This is a genomic window from Oxalobacter formigenes, assembly GCF_002127965.1.
In the GTDB taxonomy this organism is placed as follows: Bacteria; Pseudomonadota; Gammaproteobacteria; order Burkholderiales; family Burkholderiaceae_D; genus Oxalobacter; species Oxalobacter formigenes.
On sequence record NZ_CP018787.1, the window covers coordinates 1338357 to 1355821 of the forward strand.

At 51.8% G+C, this 17465-nt stretch carries 15 protein-coding genes; 9 read left to right on the forward strand and 6 right to left on the reverse strand.

Annotation, left to right across the window (positions count from 1 at the left end; all coding sequences use genetic code 11):
* Positions 1–1113, reverse strand: coding sequence for a GTP 3',8-cyclase MoaA (gene moaA / locus BRW83_RS06350; RefSeq protein ID WP_036602910.1), 1113 nt, complete (start codon positions 1111–1113; stop codon positions 1–3).
* Between the two features lie 370 nt (positions 1114–1483).
* Here moaA and BRW83_RS06355 point away from each other — a divergent pair, with 370 nt between their 5' ends.
* Positions 1484–2182 (forward strand): pirin family protein, encoded by a 699-nt coding sequence (locus tag BRW83_RS06355; RefSeq protein ID WP_005880629.1) that lies wholly within the window; start codon positions 1484–1486, stop codon positions 2180–2182.
* A 700-nt stretch (positions 2183–2882) separates the two neighbouring features.
* Here BRW83_RS06355 and pgaD read toward each other — a convergent pair.
* From pgaD to pgaB, 3 genes are read right to left on the reverse strand one after another with little or no spacing between them, the layout of a single operon-like run.
* The gene (gene pgaD, locus BRW83_RS06365) at positions 2883–3425 is read right to left on the reverse strand and encodes a poly-beta-1,6-N-acetyl-D-glucosamine biosynthesis protein PgaD (RefSeq protein ID WP_005880628.1); all 543 of its coding nucleotides are present in this window, start codon (positions 3423–3425) and stop codon (positions 2883–2885) included.
* Positions 3422–4726: a poly-beta-1,6-N-acetyl-D-glucosamine synthase gene (pgaC, locus tag BRW83_RS06370; RefSeq protein ID WP_005880627.1), complete on the reverse strand. Its 1305-nt coding sequence runs from the start codon at positions 4724–4726 to the stop codon at positions 3422–3424. Before pgaC ends, pgaD begins: the two co-directional genes overlap by 4 nt.
* Before the next feature lie 11 nt (positions 4727–4737).
* On the reverse strand, positions 4738–6693 hold the full coding sequence (gene pgaB, locus BRW83_RS06375) for a poly-beta-1,6-N-acetyl-D-glucosamine N-deacetylase PgaB (protein WP_231284481.1): 1956 nt from the start codon (positions 6691–6693) through the stop codon (positions 4738–4740).
* 485 nt (positions 6694–7178) lie between these two features.
* Between pgaB and BRW83_RS06380 the strand changes: the two genes are divergently transcribed.
* The gene (locus tag BRW83_RS06380; RefSeq protein ID WP_036602905.1) at positions 7179–7406 is read left to right on the forward strand and encodes a hypothetical protein; all 228 of its coding nucleotides are present in this window, start codon (positions 7179–7181) and stop codon (positions 7404–7406) included.
* 128 nt (positions 7407–7534) lie between these two features.
* On the opposite strand, the gene BRW83_RS06385 is transcribed toward BRW83_RS06380, so the two are convergent.
* Together BRW83_RS06385 and BRW83_RS11675 are read right to left on the reverse strand one after the other, a co-directional pair.
* Complete coding sequence (locus BRW83_RS06385) at positions 7535–10468, reverse strand: Rne/Rng family ribonuclease (RefSeq protein WP_005880624.1); 2934 nt, start codon at positions 10466–10468, stop codon at positions 7535–7537.
* Positions 10469–10533: 65 nt separating this feature from the next.
* The gene (locus tag BRW83_RS11675; RefSeq protein ID WP_155811811.1) at positions 10534–10695 is read right to left on the reverse strand and encodes a hypothetical protein; all 162 of its coding nucleotides are present in this window, start codon (positions 10693–10695) and stop codon (positions 10534–10536) included.
* Positions 10696–11018: 323 nt separating this feature from the next.
* Here BRW83_RS11675 and rluC point away from each other — a divergent pair, with 323 nt between their 5' ends.
* The 7 genes from rluC to BRW83_RS06420 all read left to right on the forward strand — a co-directional run bounded on the left by rluC (position 11019) and on the right by BRW83_RS06420 (position 17456).
* Positions 11019–12038: a 23S rRNA pseudouridine(955/2504/2580) synthase RluC gene (rluC, locus tag BRW83_RS06390; RefSeq protein ID WP_005880621.1), complete on the forward strand. Its 1020-nt coding sequence runs from the start codon at positions 11019–11021 to the stop codon at positions 12036–12038.
* Between the two features lie 63 nt (positions 12039–12101).
* Complete coding sequence (locus BRW83_RS06395; protein ID WP_005880620.1) at positions 12102–12761, forward strand: HAD-IA family hydrolase; 660 nt, start codon at positions 12102–12104, stop codon at positions 12759–12761.
* Positions 12762–12793: 32 nt separating this feature from the next.
* Positions 12794–13741 (forward strand): signal peptide peptidase SppA, encoded by a 948-nt coding sequence (sppA, locus tag BRW83_RS06400; RefSeq protein WP_005880619.1) that lies wholly within the window; start codon positions 12794–12796, stop codon positions 13739–13741.
* A 147-nt stretch (positions 13742–13888) separates the two neighbouring features.
* On the forward strand, positions 13889–14356 hold the full coding sequence (locus BRW83_RS06405; protein ID WP_005880618.1) for a hypothetical protein: 468 nt from the start codon (positions 13889–13891) through the stop codon (positions 14354–14356).
* A gap of 29 nt (positions 14357–14385) precedes the next feature.
* Positions 14386–15096: a hypothetical protein gene (locus tag BRW83_RS06410; protein ID WP_231284480.1), complete on the forward strand. Its 711-nt coding sequence runs from the start codon at positions 14386–14388 to the stop codon at positions 15094–15096.
* Between the two features lie 307 nt (positions 15097–15403).
* Positions 15404–16342 (forward strand): bile acid:sodium symporter family protein, encoded by a 939-nt coding sequence (locus BRW83_RS06415; protein ID WP_005880616.1) that lies wholly within the window; start codon positions 15404–15406, stop codon positions 16340–16342.
* Between the two features lie 130 nt (positions 16343–16472).
* Positions 16473–17456: a 3'-5' exonuclease gene (locus BRW83_RS06420; protein ID WP_005880614.1), complete on the forward strand. Its 984-nt coding sequence runs from the start codon at positions 16473–16475 to the stop codon at positions 17454–17456.
* Positions 17457–17465 lie beyond the last annotated feature (9 nt).

Here is a 17465-nt window from a genome sequence, read left to right on the forward strand (position 1 = left end):
TCAGCCTCCAATATAGGACATTTCTATTTTTTTGCTTCCGGCCAAAGGCAGGGTATTGTTTGCCCGCAGTTCGGAATAGCGGTTGTCCCTTTCCTGCCAGTGCTGTGCCAGTGCGCTCGAGATTTCGTCATCCGACCAGCCGTCTCTCAGCATGGACCGGATATCATGGCCATCCGTTGCGAAAAGGCATTTGTACAGTTTGCCTTCGGTAGACAGGCGAAGGCGCGTACAGTCGCGGCAAAACGCCTGGGTAACGCTGGCGATAAAACCGATTTCACCGCTGCCGTCACGATAGCGCCAGCGTTCGGCAGTTTCGCCTGCGTAATGGCGGTCCAGCGGCTCGATCGGCATTTCGGAGCCGATCAGGCGGATCAGCTTTTCAGAAGGGATGATTTCCCTTTCTTCCCAGTCGTTCGACGAACCGACGTCCATGTATTCGATGAAACGGACGATGACGGGCGAGTTCCGGAAATGGCGGGCAAGCGGGAGAACCTGATGTTCGTTCATGCCTTTTTTGACTACGGTATTGACCTTGACGGGGTCGAACCCGACCGCAAGGGCCGTGTCGATACCGTGTAAAACGTCCCTGACGGAAAAATCGACATCGTTCATCTGGCGAAAAACCGTGTCATCAAGGGCATCGAGCGATACCGTAATGCGTTTCAGGCCTGCGTCGAAGAGGGTTTGGGCTTTTTTCGCCAGCATGGAACCGTTTGTCGTCAGGGTCAGATCGATGGGGCGGCCTTCCGGTGTTTTCAGTCGGGAAAGCTGTTCGATCAGCCGTTCGACATTCTTGCGCAAAAGCGGTTCCCCTCCCGTCAGCCGGATCTTTTCGACACCACGGGCCACGAAAAGACGGGCAAGCCGGGCGATCTCTTCGAAGGAAAGCATGTCGGAATGGGGAATGAAGCGGAAATCCTTGCCGAAAACCTGTTTCGGCATGCAATAGACACACCTGAAATTGCACCGGTCGGTGACGGAAATGCGCAAGTCTTTAAGTGGGCGTTCAAGTCTGTCGAGCACAGGAATACTCATCGCAGGCAGGATGATTTCCGGCCTGACAGGCATTTCAGGGTTTTCCTGTCGCAGGATGGGAATGACTGAACGGCTCATCGACAAATGGTCAAAAAAGAGAAATGAGAGACTGTAACGATATCACGAACCCGAAATTGTTTCATAAAAGGGGCTCCAGATCAAAAGAATGAAACGTTTTCGTCCGGAAAAAGACAGGACGGGGGAATGGGTATACATGTGGAACGGACATTTTTCGTTTTGAAAGGAAAATTTCAAATAATCCGTTTTCCATGATAAAACTCCGGAATGAATGGAGCTTTTTTACGATCACTCAAATGGCTGTCTTTTTCAACTCTCTAATATGAATCCATTAAGGAATCCGGTTTTTTTGAAATCGATGAAAAATATCGGTTTTCAGGAGAAAACGAAACAGGATGAATCGAAGACAGTTTTTTGAAAAGGACTCAAGATGATTACCGTCAGAAACGCACAGGACAGGGGCTATGCCGATCACGGCTGGCTTCAGTCTTATCATACATTTTCTTTCGCAGACTATTACGACCCGCGCTTTATGGGCTTCCGATCGCTACGCGTGATCAACGAAGACCGTGTTGCGGTCGGCAAAGGGTTCGGGTTGCATCCACACAATGATATGGAAATCATTTCCTATGTCGTTTCCGGCGCGCTGGAACACAAGGACAGCATGGGCAGCCATGAAATCATGCAGGCCGGTGAAGTCCAGCGCATCAGTGCCGGTTCCGGCATCATGCACAGTGAATATTGTGGTTCGAAGGATGAGCCCGTCCATTTCCTGCAAATCTGGATCATGCCGGACGAGCAGAACGTCCGTCCCGAATATGCACAGGCTTCCTTTTCCGATATCGAACCGGACAGCATGGTTCTGATCGCCAGCAAGACCGCACGCTACAATTCGATCGCCATTCATCAGGACGCTGACGTTTACGCCGCCAAACTGAAAGAAGGCGGGGTGATCAATCACGATGTGGCCCGCGGCCGGGGCGTCTGGATTCAAATGATCGAGGGCGAACTGTCGATTAACAATGAAAAAACCATTTATACCGGCGACGGGGCAGCTATCGAAAATGTCGATCATCTGATGCTGGTTGCCAGCAAGGACACACATTTCCTGCTGTTCGACCTGAAATAATATGGATGGACAGGAATGCAAAATGGCCAGGCAAAATTCAAAACAGGATCTTTTGACGCCGGATAATGGCGCGGCCTTTTTTATAGGGTAGCATTCGCGGATGCACTTGAACGTGACCGATACCGATAGCCATACATTGACGAACCATGTTCCGGGGCCTGCCGTTGAAGCGGGGATTTTAAAGGGTTCTTGCGTCTGTTCCCGTACAGCGGACAGAGGTATACGGTTTCGGCTTCGAATGCATCTGCACGTGTTCACAAGCAGCCGCAATCTGCCCGGATGCACCGGACTCCTGAAAAACAGGCCTCTTTTTTCCCCTCATGCCGGACAACCTCTCCCATCTGGCATGAGGCTTTTTCGAAAACGAAAGGGCCTTGTATGGAATATTTCGTTTCAAATGGAAAGCTTCCTCCGTAAAGACAGGAAAATCCGTCAGATGCCGCGAGAAAGTGGAAAGGAAAAAACCGGGATCGCGGAAGAAACGCGACAGCAGAGCGGTTTGAGAATCGGTATCTGAACAAGCGCAAATGCCTGAAAATCATGAGAAAGGGGTGGAATTTTCCGCCCTTTTTTTGTATTTGAACAGGATATTTGTGGCAAGCGTGCAGGCAGAGCTGGTATTTTTGCACTGCAACCGTCCAGCCGCAGGTTTCGCTCTCAGGACGGATTCAGACAGGAAAATTCATGCTTTCAGAACCACTCAGGCGGCGATTTTCTCACCTTGTGCCGTATCGTTGTGGATGGTGCGAACGTCAACAGGCCGCTGTTTTTTGACGGGCGATATCATGGCGTCATGCCTGATTCCGACAATGTTTCCGTTATCGTCGAACATGCAGGTCAGGATTTTCGCCTGCTGCATGTTCCGTACGTTCCCCGTTTCAAGATGGCAGAATCCGGCCGTTTCTTCCAGACTGACCGGTTGCGGACGGGGAATGCATCTGTCACGGTGTGTCGCAAATCGAAGCGTATCGTAGACGACCCACAGCAAAAAGGCGCAGACAAATCCGCCAATGACGGGAAAGTATCTTGAAATGATCTTTTTTATCGCCAGGATATCCTCGTAACCCATCCAGTTCCCGAAGTGCGAGTAATCGATTATCGAGCTGCCAAGGGCAAACAATGTGGACAGGACATAAAGCAGTATGCCCCAGAACAGAACGGGCAGGACTATCCCCAGTGCCCTCTGCCGGGTCGATTGTTTGTGCTTGTAACATATGATCAGATTGCTTGGGTCAATTATCATTTCGTTTTCCTGATGTCGTTTGATTTATCGTTTTGCAAAAGTGTCGTGTTGTTGTCCGGTTCGCCTCCGATTCCCCTGTCTGTCGTATGCCAGCGGCCCCGTTTCTTTCCACTGGAAAAAAACATGGCTTTCGGAAAGGCAATGATGGAGACGATCCAGTTCAGCAACCAGTAGAAAAGCGGATACCAGATGATTTCCAGATAAATGCCGCCCAGATTGCTGTCGTATTTCCGGGCCATGAAAAAGCAGACCGCAAACTGCAAGAGGCAGGTGACGCCCAGAACCAGCCCGGTATAGGGGAATGAGAAAAACGGTTCCGGAAAAGGGGTGACCAGTCTGAAAAGCCCGATTCCCATCAGTAGCAGAATGGTATAACTCCAGACGATGCTGGCGATATATTCGATAAAGATAGGCCAGAAACGGCGTACTTTCCAGCTGAACAGGTAGTGGCAATAGTTTTTGAATGCCTCTGCGCCACCCAGAGCCCAGCGCAGCCGCTGTTTGAAGAGGCCTGCCAGTGTCTCGGGCATCAGTATCCAGCAAAGGGCATGGGGCTCGAAATGGATATCCCAGTTGTTGAGCTGGAGCCGCCAGCTGATGTCGATATCCTCTGTAATGGTCAGTTCATTCCAGTATCCGACACTGTGCAGCGCACGCCGGCGGAAGGCGCCGATCACTCCGGATATGGTAAAGAGGCGGCCGTAAATCTGCTGGGCACGTTTCAAGAGCCCGACGATGGCTGAAAATTCGCCAACCTGGATTCTGCCCAACAGCGTGCTGCGAGTACGGATGCAGGGATTGCCGGTCACCGCGCCGACGCGAGGGTCACGGAGAAAGTGGGACATGATCCAGGTCACCGCGTAGTGATCCAGTATGGCGTCGCCGTCGATACAGACCAGAAATTCCCCTCTGGCGGCCATCGCTCCCGCTTTCAGCGCAACGGCCTTGCCCTGATTGGTCGCCAGCTGGACAACCCGCATGCGGGGAATGGTTTTCGCCAGTGTTTCCAGCTGATATCCCGTATCGTCGGAGCTGCCGTCATTGATGGCAAGAATCTCGTAGTTGGGATAATGCAGCTCAGCCAGTGCAGTGAATGTCTCGATGGCATTCGAGGATTCGTTATAACACGGTACCAGTACTGAAACCAGCGGGTATTCCGGCAGTTGGGGCGGATTCGCATAGCTTTTGCCTCTTTCGTAGCGGGAGTAATAGAGCAGCGCTCCCGTCATCCAGAGGTATGACATCAAAAGCGGATAGAAGAAGGCGAAATCGAACAGCAGTACAGTCAGGCGGTCAAGCATATCTCTCCTGTTCAGTTCCGGATGGAAAACCAGTGGGAAATCATGCCGATATCCGGATGACCCATGATAGGATCGTCAGGGTAGTAACCGAAATTGAGCGCGCCGTGTTGTAAGAGCTGTTGCATCTGTTTTGCCATGATGTCGTTTGGCATGGGCCTCAAGTGATCCGGCCGCCAGTCCTTTGCCTGCAATTCAAATACCGTCTTGCGCAATCCCAGAGGGTGTGCGGAGACTTTTGCGATGAGTGTTTCCATCCATTGTCCGGCATGGTCGGCGGCGCCTTCCATGTAAGGCATCGCTTCGATTGCGGTATAGTCGTACGTGGTCAGGAAGTCATCGAAATTCTGGGCCATCCATTCTTCCGCGTACGGCGAGAGAATGGCCGGAGCGTATATATTCCGGGCCGTGTAGACGGGAGGATGCCATTTTTCGACGGTTGCCTGAAGTTCTTTCGTGAAGTCGATCAGTGCGCGGCTTTTCGCACGGGTGAATTTTTGCATCATTTTCGGGTTTTTCCGGATCAGTTCCGGATCGTCAGGCAATCCCATACTGGTAAGCCAGGCTTTTCCGGCTGGGCTGACATCCTCATAATCGCCGATGATGGCATCGTCATGGAAAATGATTCCCATAAAAGGCGCATGACTGGCGAGGTCTTCATAAATTTCGTTGATGATGCGCCGGTTTTCTGCATCGAAGGGGGTCAGGCGGGTGTAAAAAACTTTCTTGTCGGGAGAAACGGCGGTAATGACCGGACGGTTCGGCAGATCGAAACCCAATACAGGCATCCATGCGTAAACCTCGCATTTGTATCGTGTTGCCAGCTGCCAGGCGATGTAGCTGAAAAAGTCGGCACGCATGGGAAGGTGGCGGTTCGGAAAATACATGGCGTCTGCCGTCCCGTTTCCGTCCGGGTCGGCAAAAGCCTGAAGGTAGATCACATTTGCACCCGACGCCCTGACGCGATCGAAGAGCAGGGACGTGTTTTTTTCACGCTGGGCGGGATTGTCGTCGTAGATCATGTCCAGATCGACATGCATGACGCGCTGTACCGGCAGATCGGATACGGGAAGTTGTGCCATCGCGTTGCGGCGTGAATAAAGCGTGCTTCCCGCCATGACGCCGGCTTCCATTTTTCGCATCATGTTCGGCAGGTCGATTTCTTCATGCATCATGAGTCGTGGAATGGTCGGCCAGTCGGCATAGAAAGCCAGTGAAGCCGTCAGCTCATACCCTGCTTCCAGGGCGGCGGCGACGCCGACCTGATTGTAACGGCCATAGGGCCATACAGCGACCTGCGGCCGACGGCCTGTTTTCTCATAGATGATGTCGGCAGAACGCTTCCAGTCGTTGCGAACCCTTTTTTTGAAAGCATCGACCGATTCATAGGAGCCGGTTTTCGGGTCGTACCATCTGTATGCGCCAGAAGGAAGCTGCATTCCCTGCGGATTGCCCTGATGTCCTTCGTGCAGATTGTGCGAATGGGAAGCCAGCTCGACAAGGCCGGAATCGGCCATTTCCCTGATCTGCTCCCAGCTGAGAAAAAAGGAACGGGGAAGCTGTCTGGTTCCTCCGTAGTTGACCATTTTATTGTCCGGGGTTTCCAGCCAGCCTGTTTCCAGCGCCAGCAGGGCGGTATAGCCGTAGGATTTCAGCATGGGATAAACCGTTTCGTAGAAACTGCGGTATCCGTCATCAAACGAAAGCAGGACGGATTTGGGCGGCAGTTCCCGATTGTTTTCCCGGGCTTTCAGAATGTCACTGACGCTGACGACGGTATAGCCGTTTTTTTTCAGCCAGTCGAAATGTTCCTTCAGTTCCGCCTGTGTGACAGGGGCAGTGTCGTCAGGAATGCTGCCATCCAGAACGGGAACCACATTGTGGTAACACAAGGTGATGAATGAGGGAGTGAGCGGAGCGGCCTGCGCAACGGCGGCGACAAGGGAAAAGGCAAAAACAGCGAGACACAAAACACATTTTCGTGGGGCTGACACTATTCTGGAAATAATTGCGGAAATGACCATGCTACGTATAAATATGACTAAAAAATTCCTTATCCTACCGGTACGAATATGGCCCGGGTTAAACAAGTCGTTGAAATGAATGGGAAAAACGGAAAATTGTACAGGGAATGGATAAAATTCGCACATCTTGGGGTGGGTTGCCCGTTTTCCACCGATGCCCTGTTAAATCCTGTTGTCTCTTCGGATACATGCCGCAGAGAGACAAACTTGCCAATAATCAGTTTTCCGGAAATGGCATATCCCTGACGCAGGCTTGAGAAAGTCCGGGTAAATACCGTCAATTGCGGTTTTCTCTGGAATCTGCGGGATAAGCACACGGGTTTTTCCGGCCACTGTTTCCGGGCAAGCCCGGTCAAACAGCGCTTTATGTTTACTGATAACGCATAAGGTACGCAACAGGTTGACAGGTATGTCCATATTTCAGGCGTTACTTGCGTTTTTCTTTCATTACACCTGCAAACAGGAGGAAATACGGGATTGATGCAATCGGTCTTTACCGTGGGCTCAGTGGGAAAGCATCGTCTGTTTTGCCGGACTGGTTACAGGTTGCCGGATATGGCGGGTTTGATAATGGGTTCACCTTTTTACGGCGCTTGCCGGTGAAACGGATCATCGGCATGTCGATCATCATGGCTGTGCTCACCATTATGGCAACCTGAACGGCTTCACATGAGGATAGTGATTTTCTGCCCGGTGTTCTGAACGCAAGCGCATTCAGATGAAAGGGCTCAAAAAAAACCGCATCAGATGACGCGGTTTTTTTTTGCAGAGGAACAATAACGGAGTTTTATTCCTTGCGGGTATCGACCTGAACCAATGGGCCATCGTCGATGACAACCGCTTTTCTGCGTCTGCGTACCGGTGGTTTGGCAGCTTCCACTTCAACCGGAGAGTCTTCCTGAACTTTTTTGAGTTTTTCAGGATCGGTCGACGCCATCGTCAGACCGGCTTCAGCCAGAATACGATCCAGTTCGGCGGCTGCATCGGCCGCAGAAGGGGCGGCAACAGTCGTTTGAACGGACACGGTTTCGACTTCGATCACGTTTTCAGCGACAAAGCGAACAGTAGTCGAGCCTTCGGAGACAGTTTCGACAGCGACAGGCGTTTCAAAAACCGCTTCGGCCGGTATGGTTTGTGCCGTTTCGACTTCAGTAACAACCGGTTCAACAACGGCCTCTGTCACGACTGGAGCAGGCGTTTCCGGTTTAGCTGCCGTGTCGGTTTCGGCGCCAGACACGACTGGAACTTCAACGGAGCCGTTTTCGATAACGACAGCTTCTTCAGAGCTGACTTCCTTCACTTCGGCTTCAGTTGTTTCAGTTGCGGCTTCAGCTTCTCCACGACTTGAATTGCGGCGTCTTGGATGGGAGCGGCGGCCTTCGCGGCGTGCAGGAACTTCGTCACCGGACGGGCTTGCTTCGGTTTGTTCTGCACCTTCAACGCCATCAGCAGCCGTTTCTTTGATATTGGATGTATCGGCAGATGCGGCAGCCGGTCCGGTTACGGTTTCAGCCGATACTGTTTCATCCGTCTGTTCTGTCGTTTCTGCATTCGGATCACGACGGTTACGGTTGCGTCCTCCACGACGGCGACGGCGGCGGGTTTCTTCTTCTGCGCCCGTGCGTTCGGCCGTTTCGTTTTCAGTGACGGCTTCCGTTTCACTTGCAATGACCTGAACCGCTTCGGAAACAGGAACGAGTGCCCTTGCGCCCGGTTTGGCAACGGCTGTTGTCGATGCTTCTGCCGAATCGGCATTTTCTTCGTTTCTGGCCGGTTTTCTGTCTTCACGCTGACGGTCGTTTCTGTCCGCATTTTTCGGACGACGGCCCCGTTTCTGACCGGCATTTGCGTTTTCGGTTTCATCCGCTTCCGGAGCGGCAGCAACAGGCGTTGCCGGAGAGACCGGTGTGCGTGCCTTGTCATCGCGTTCACCACGATTACGGTTGCGGTTACGATTGCGGTCGTTGTTCCTGCCTTTCCTGGCATTGTTTTTCGCCGGTTTTTCTTCCGGTTCGGCCGGTGTTTCTTCCTTGCCGATGCCGAAAATGCCCAGGAGTTTGCTGAAAAAGCCCTGTTCTTGTGCGACCGGTTTGCGTTCGACGACCGGAGCCGCAGGAATACCTTCAGGTATGTTCTTGACCATCGCTTCCTGAACCGGTTTGACCGGTTCTTTCTGGCGTTTGGCAAAACTCATGTCATCGTCGGACTGTTCGGCCAGCTTGTAGCTGACTTGCGGTTCTTCCAGTCTCGGATCATCGTGCTTGATGCGTTCAAGCTTGTAGTGCGGTGTTTCCAGATGGGTGTTCGGAATCAGGACGATTTCGACCTTGTGACGGTTTTCGACCTTCATGATTTCGCCACGTTTTTCGTTCAGAAGGAATGCGGCGACGTCGACCGGAATCTGGACATGAATGACGGCCGAGCTTTCCTTCATCGATTCTTCCTCGATGATGCGGAGAACCTGCAATGCGGAAGATTCGGTATCGCGGATATGGCCGGTGCCGTTGCAACGGGGACAGGTGATGTGGCTGCCTTCGGACAGGGAAGGGCGCAAACGCTGGCGCGACAGTTCCATCAGGCCGAAACGGGTGATCTTGTCCATCTGGACACGGGCACGGTCGTAATGCAGCGCTTCTTTCAGGCGATTCTCGATTTCACGGCGGTTTTTCGCCGATTCCATATCGATGAAGTCGATGACGATCAGGCCGCCAAGATCGCGCAGGCGCAACTGGCGGGCGACTTCTTCTGCCGCTTCGCAGTTGGTGTTGAATGCCGTGGTTTCAATATCGGTTCCACGGGTGGAGCGGGCGGAGTTGACGTCGACGGCAACCAGCGCTTCGGTATGGTCGATGACGATGGAACCCCCGGACGGCAGGGAAACGACACGTGAATAAGCCGTTTCGATCTGGTGTTCGATCTGGAAACGGGAAAACAGGGGCACGTCGTCGCGATAACGTTTGACACGGTTGACCATGTCGGGCATGACATGGCTCATGAACTGGCGGGCCTGTTCGTAGATTTCGTCGGTATCGATCAGGATTTCGCCGATATCCGGCTGGAAGTAATCGCGAATGGCGCGGATAACGAGGGACGATTCATGATAAATCAGGAATGCGCCAGGAGCGGAGCTGCCTGCGCCTTCGATGGCGTTCCAGAGTTGAAGCAGGTAATTCAGATCCCACTGCAATTCCTCCGTGCTCCGTCCAATACCTGCGGTACGGGCGATAATCGACATGCCAGCCGGTACTTCCAGCTTGTCCATCGCTTCACGCAGTTCCTGACGTTCTTCACCTTCGACGCGGCGGGAAACACCGCCTCCGCGCGGATTGTTCGGCATCAGAACCAGATAACGGCCAGCCAGTGAAATGAAAGTGGTCAGGGCTGCGCCCTTGTTGCCGCGTTCTTCCTTTTCGACCTGAACCATGATTTCCTGGCCTTCGGTCATCGCGTCCTTGATGGCGGCGCTTCTGACATCGACACCGTCCTTGAAGAGGGATCGGGCGACTTCCTTGAACGGCAGGAAACCGTGACGGTCTTCACCATAGTTTACGAAACAGGCTTCAAGGGATGGTTCGATACGGGTGATGACTGCCTTGTATATATTGGACTTGTGCAGTTCCCGTGAATTGGATTCAATATCGATGTCGATGAGTTTTTGTCCATCGACGATTGCAACGCGCAATTCTTCCTGCTGCGTCGCGTTAAACAACATACGTTTCATATATGCTCACCCCGTGGCTTTGCAGCCAACGGTCCTTTAATTGAAACGCCTTTTAAAGCGCTTCATCAATTTTGCCGGGGTGTACGCGGGGAATAAGGGTCGGGATTGAAAAGAGATGCCAGAAACAGGGCAAAACGGCGCAAGCCGTCCATGCCGTCCCTTGGGCAGGGATGGGTCTGATTGGTTTCGAGGTCAGCGATTACGCCTGCAATATGCATGTCATTCATCAAGAAAAGTATTTATCCTGAAAAGAGCAAATCAAAGCCGAACTTAAAAATCTTCAGTTATCAAACACATCATCGACGGGCAGCAAACTGTTTCTGCCTGTCATCAAATTCTTTGTATCCTGACGCAAAATCCACATTTTCGTGTCCTTCCCGGTTGACGCTATGGCGCAACCCAGGTTTGCACGGGAATGGTGCGTACACATCTTTTCCATTAAATTTATCAATGACGGGGGCCAATGGAAGCCCCAACTGTGTAGAATGCTTATTATTATTGTACACAGACAGCCATATATTAAATTGGCTGATGGCAGATTATATATCAAATGGCTCAAATACGTAGAGGAAATATCAGTAAAAGTGTTAAAAAACAGGTCGATACTGCGGATATTTCATCATTTCAGCAGGTTCGGCAGGTCACCGTAACGGAAAACGATGACGGACAACGGATCGATAACTTCCTGTTTCGTACCTGTAAAGGCGTCCCGAAAAGCCATATTTACCGGATTTTGCGTTCCGGTGAGGTTCGCGTAAACAAAAAGCGGATCGACCAGACTTACCGCCTGCAGGAAGGCGATACGATTCGTATTCCCCCCATCAAGGTGGCCGAGCGGGAAGAAAAACACGTTCCCGGCGCCAGTTTCGACATCCTGTATGAAGACGACAGCATTCTGGTCATCAACAAACCCGCAGGCGTAGCTGTCCACGGCGGTTCCGGTGTTTCCTATGGTGTTATCGAACAGCTGCGCGCCGCACGGCCCAATGCCAGGTTTCTGGAACTCGTTCACCGGCTGGACAAGGAAACCTCCGGCATTCTCGTTCTGGCGAAAAAGCGGAGCGCTCTGGTCAAATTGCATGAGCAGATCCGGGAAGGGTCGATAGACAAGCGTTATCAGGCGCTGGTCAAGGGAGACTGGAAAAACCAGCGCCAGCACGTCAAGCTGCCTTTGCTGAAATATCATACGGCCGACGGCGAACGACGGGTCAGGGTCGATGCCGGCGGCCTGGCTTCGCATACCATTTTCAACGTATTGAAGCGCTTTCCCGAATTCACGCTTTTGGAAGCCGAACTGAAAACAGGGCGAACTCACCAGATCCGTGTGCATCTGGCTTCATCCGGGCATGTCATTGCCGGTGACGACAAATACGGTGACTTTGAACTGAACCGGGAAATCCAGAAGGGCAAAAAAGGTGAAGACGCCTTGAAACGCATGTTCCTGCATGCATACAAAATTACCTTCATACATCCGGAAACCGGCAAGCCCCTTACGGTTTCAGCCCCGTTGCCGGACGAATGTTCCGGCTACCTGAAAGGCCTTGACGCCGAAAATGACAAGGACGTGTGAGGTATTTACGGTAAAATCCGCTTTTGTCAAACCGGCAAATGGCCGGATAAGGATTCATTCGATATGTCCAAACAACAATTTAACCTGATCGTTTTCGATTGGGACGGCACCCTGATGGACAGTACGTCCGCCATCGTCAAGAGCCTTCAGGATTCGGCAGCCGATCTGGGCTTGCCCACACCAGACAAAAAGAAAGCGGCGCATGTGATCGGCCTCGGCCTTCGAGAAGCGCTGGAAACCGTCCTGCCGGACGTCAGCCCGGAATACTATCCGAAACTCATCGAGCGCTATCGTACCCATTTCCTGAAAAACAGCGTATCGCTTTCCCTGTTCGACGGTGTCAGGGAAATGCTCGACGACCTGAAGAATCAGGATTATTTTCTGGCAGTGGCCACCGGAAAAAGCCGGGCCGGTCTGAACCGCGCCATCGACGAGGTGGGCTTGCAGGGATATTTCGATGCCAGCCGCACGGCTGATGAAACGCATTCCAAACCTCATCCGGCCATGTTGCTGGAACTGACCGAACAGTTGGGCGAACCGATGAAACGCACGGTCATGATCGGTGATACCACCCATGATTTGCTGATGGCAAACAATGCCGGTGCCTCGGGCATCGCTGTACAATACGGTGCACATTCACCCAAAGAACTGCAATTGATGCATCCGATGTATTCAGCCGATACGGTCGAAGAACTGCATCGCTGGCTGAATGAAAATGCCTGATTATCAACCTGCCAATCCAAAGCGAGCTGAACATGAGTGAAAACGGCTGGGAACGTGAAGTTCTCGAAAAACTGATGCTGCAAACCCTGAAAGAGCAACGGGCACGCCGCCGGTGGGGTATCTTTTTCAAGCTGACGACGATCATTCTGGTTATTTTTGTCATTTTCTCGATCAAGAGCCTTTCTTTTTCCAGCAAGGAAACCGTTCCCGTCCAGAAACATACGGCGATGGTCGAAATCCGCGGGACGATCGATTCCTCCGGCAATTCGTCGGCAGCCAATATCATCAAGGCGCTGGACAAGGCCTATGACGAGCCACTGGCAACAGGCGTTATCCTGAAAATCAACAGCCCGGGCGGAAGCCCTGTTCAGGCAGGCATGATTTATGATGAAATCCGGCGTTTGCGTGAGGTTCATCCCGACAAGCCTCTTTACGTCGTCGTTGAAGAATTATGCGCTTCCGGCGGTTATTATGTTGCCGCAGCGGCAGACAAGATCTTTGTCGACAAGGCCAGTCTGGTCGGTTCCATCGGTGTCATGATCAACGGTTTCGGAGTCACCGGCCTGATGCAGAAACTCGGCGTCGAGCGCCGCCTGTTGACGGCCGGGGAATACAAGGGTTTTCTCGACCCGTTTTCTCCCCAAACGCCACAGCAGGTCCAGTATGCCCAATCCATGCTGAACCAGATTCACCAGCAATTCATCGAAGTTGTCCGTCAGGGCAGGGGCGACAGGCTGAAAGAAAACAGGGAAATCTATAGCGGTCTGGTTTTTCTCGGTCCTGAAGCGATCAAAATGGGGCTGGCTGACGAACTGGGTACGGTCGAAAGTGTTGCCCGTGACGTGATCGGGGAACCTGTCATCGTCGATTACACCGAACAGGAAAGACTGTCTGACCGTTTCCTGAAGAAATTCGGTGCCTCCGTCGGTTATGGAGCGGTTCAGGCCGGTCTGGATATCAATCCCGTTCCCTTGCATTGATTCATTTTTGACTGTCCGGCTTTCATGAAAAATTGAAGCCGGACATTTATTTTTTTCGCGTTTTGCTGTTACTATTAAGAGCAATCTTGCCGATAGGCAGCAGATAAAGGCAGATAACTTGTTTTACGGACCCGATGGAGGCTGAAAATGTCGAAACGAATCCTGAAAGGATTGGTTGGAATCGTCGCTGTACTGACTCTCTTTGCCAGTGCCAATGCTGAAAATGTCACTGTACCGGCAAAAAGCGTTTTGTCGTACCGGCAACAGCAGGTTATCCGGAATGAATTCTCCAAAATCGAGTCACCGTCCGAACGTAAAATGGCAATGGAATGGAGCGATGCCAAAAAAGTGGCCGAAACCATGTGCCGCCCCATTGCACTGAAATATTTTCAGAAACAATTCAGGGATGCAGACCGCGTTTTTCTCGGTAACGTCCAGAGCGACAGTTTGAAACTTCAGAGTAATGAGTTGTTGACCGGGACGGGTCAGGTAAGGGCAGGCGGAACCTGGCATTACTTCACGTTTTCCTGTCAGCTGAATCCAAGAAACGGCCGCGCAGTTTCGTTTGCCGCCGATATTACACGTTCGGAAACCTACTCCCGCCAGTCGATTTGACTGGAAATGGGTAAACAGTCAGGGAAACTATGAGAAAACAGGATATAGCCAAAATCTTGCTTGTCTTGTGCGGCATGATGCCGCTGGCTTCCAATACGTTCGCCGCAAATCAGGACAAGCCCCTGAGCCCGGATGACGTTCCTTCCGAATGCAACAAGAAAAACGGGGCTGTCATCGATGTCAGTACCCTGCGCAAGCGGATTGCGACGACACCCAAAAAAACAAGCACCTGGATCGACAGCACTTATGGTTTCCAGTTTGTCTATCCATCCGGACTGAGACCATCACACCAGTTTGACGCCACTTATCTGCAACCCGGTAACTGGAGTTATTTCGGTACAAAAGACAATGGCCGCCGTCTCGTCTCGATTGAACTGCCGACGACACCCCGAAAAACGACAGTTGCGAATTTGCGCATCGGAGTGAGCGGCGATCCGGCTGTCGTCGCACAATGCCTTGCCGTTCCGGCAAATGCTGACCCGAAGAGCCTGAAAACGTTCAAAAACAACGATATTATCTACACCTATTTCACGGCAAAAGACGCCGCGATGAGCAAAAGCATCGATGTCGAGGTGTATCGTACCGTTCATCAAAACCGGTGCTATTCAATCGAATTGATGGTCAATGCCGTCAATCCTTCCGTACAGGACCCGCCGGACACGGATGCGATGAAACCGGATCTGGCCATGAAAAGGCTGAATGCCCTGTGGCGCCAGATGGACTTCAGGTGGCTCCCCTGATGGTTGCCTGACGCCGTATTGCCCTGAAAACCCTTTTTTACGGCATCCTGACGCAGAAGGAGGATGCCCGGGTTATTGTCTTCATTGATTCTGATCGTTATCACGTTGCGTGTCGGGTCGTTTCACCTGCGTGAAAAAAGGCCAGCGTTTGCGGAAACCGGCCCGGTTTCCTTCCGCATCATTCATATAAAAAATATATAAATTTCAAACAAAAAAAGTATTTTTTATATGGATGTCAAAAGAATAAACTGACATTGCCGATCTCGGGTTTTGTTTGTCAAATCAGTCAGCATAGTCAGGTGACGCCATGAATACCATCATCACTTTTGTCAAAAACTGGACATTGCCTCTGGGTATCGTACTGGGTTTCATCGGTTTTCCAGTCTTGTGGCACCTCAATTTTCTGGTGCCGTATCTGATTTTCACCATGCTGCTTCTGACGTTTTCGAAAATCCCGCTATCCAATCTCAAATTCAGTACCTTTCATTTTTTGATGGTTGCAGTGCAACTGGTCGGAAGCGTTGCCGTTTATGCGGCTTTAAGGCCGGTGAATATCATCATCGCTGAAGCCGCCATGGTCATCATCATGACGCCGACGGGGACGGCGACAGCCGTCGTGACGCAAAAACTCGGGGGCAATGCCGCCAGCCTGACCAGTTACATGATTCTCTCCAATCTGGCGACGGCGATCACAGCCCCCCTGCTTTTTCCGTTCATTCATCCGATGACCGCAGGGATCGGCTTTTGGGAAGCGTTTTTCTTCATCCTGCAAAAAGTTTTCCCCCTCCTGATCCTGCCTTTCATCATGGCGATGGTCATCAGGCATTTTGTTCCCCCGTTGGGACAGAGACTGGCCAAATGGCAGGAATGGGCTTTTTATCTCTGGGGCATTACCCTCATGATCGTTATTGCCAAAACGATCCACACGCTGGTTACCGAACCGAATGATGGCATGATGGCGTTTTCGCTGATGATTTCCGCCGCTGTCATCTGCTTTGTGCTCTTTACATGCGGCAAGTGGGTCGGCTCGTTCTTCGACGAAAGGGTGACTGCCGGACAGGCGATGGGGCAGAAAAACGCCATTCTGGCGGCATGGCTCTCGCAAACATATCTTTCTCCCATTACTGCCGTTGCTGCAAGTTCTTACATTGTCTGGCAAAACGCGTTCAATGCCTGGCAACTCTGGAGGCAAAGGCGGCGAACGGAACGGGAATCGCTTTTGAAATCGGAAGAAAAAGCACTCTGAGTGCCCGTCGGGCCCCGATTTGGTGTTTTTCGTTAAAATTGAGACTTCAAACAGTCGCTCTTCATGGCATCAGCCTGTATCATTCGCTATGAGTACCTTATTCTGAATTGTTAGAAAGCGATTGTTCCCGATGGAAGACACTCTATTCTCCAGTTTGCAGGCCGATCTGTTTGCCGAACCCGTCACGGAAACGGAAGCGAAAAAGGATAATTCACCAGACGATGTCACCACACTCAGGAAGCGCCTGAACAAAATCCTTGCCAAAACAGACGATTTCAGAATCCTTGAACGTATTCCCTTGACCAGACCCGGTATCGATTTGCCATATTCCCTTTCAGAAAAACATGGCGATGAAATCGCCATCGTTTTTCTGGATACCGAAACGACTGGCCTGTCGTCCGATATGGACGTCATTATCGAGCTGGGACTCGTCAAAGCGCTGTTTTCTCCCACGGCACACCGTCTTGTTTCCATCGAACGCATCGTCAGTGCCTATGAAGATCCGGGCAAGCCGATCACGCCTTTCATTACCGAACTGACCGGCATTACGGACGACATGGTTCGTGGCAAGCGGATCGATGAAACGATGGTTGCCGGTTTTCTGGACGATGCCGTCCTGATCGTCGCGCACAATGCCGCTTTCGACCGGCCGTTTTTCGAAAAACGTTTCAGAGGTTTTGAGGAGAAAAAATGGGCGTGTTCACTGGTCGGCATTGACTGGAACGGACTGGGCTTCAAAAACCTGAAACTGGAAGAGCTGGTTTTGAAGTCAGGCTATTTTTATGAAGCGCATCGGGCTTGTATCGATTGTCTGGCGCTGGCCTGGCTGCTTCACTGCCAGCCCGACGCATTTGCCAGTCTTTTGAAACAGGCAGAAAAAAGAACCGTGACGGTGCAAGCTTTCGGTGCGCCTTTTGAGGCGAAAGATGAGCTTAAAGCCCGTGCTTACCGGTGGCACGACGGGACAACCGGTCCCAACCGTCACTGGTGGAAAGAAATCGCCGAAGAAGAGCTGGCGGAAGAAAAAGCGTTTCTGGACGAGCTGTACGCCCACGGTTCGGAACGCGCCGGGTTTTCTTACAAAACAGCGGCAGAACGCTTCAAGGCACTCTGATTCTTATGC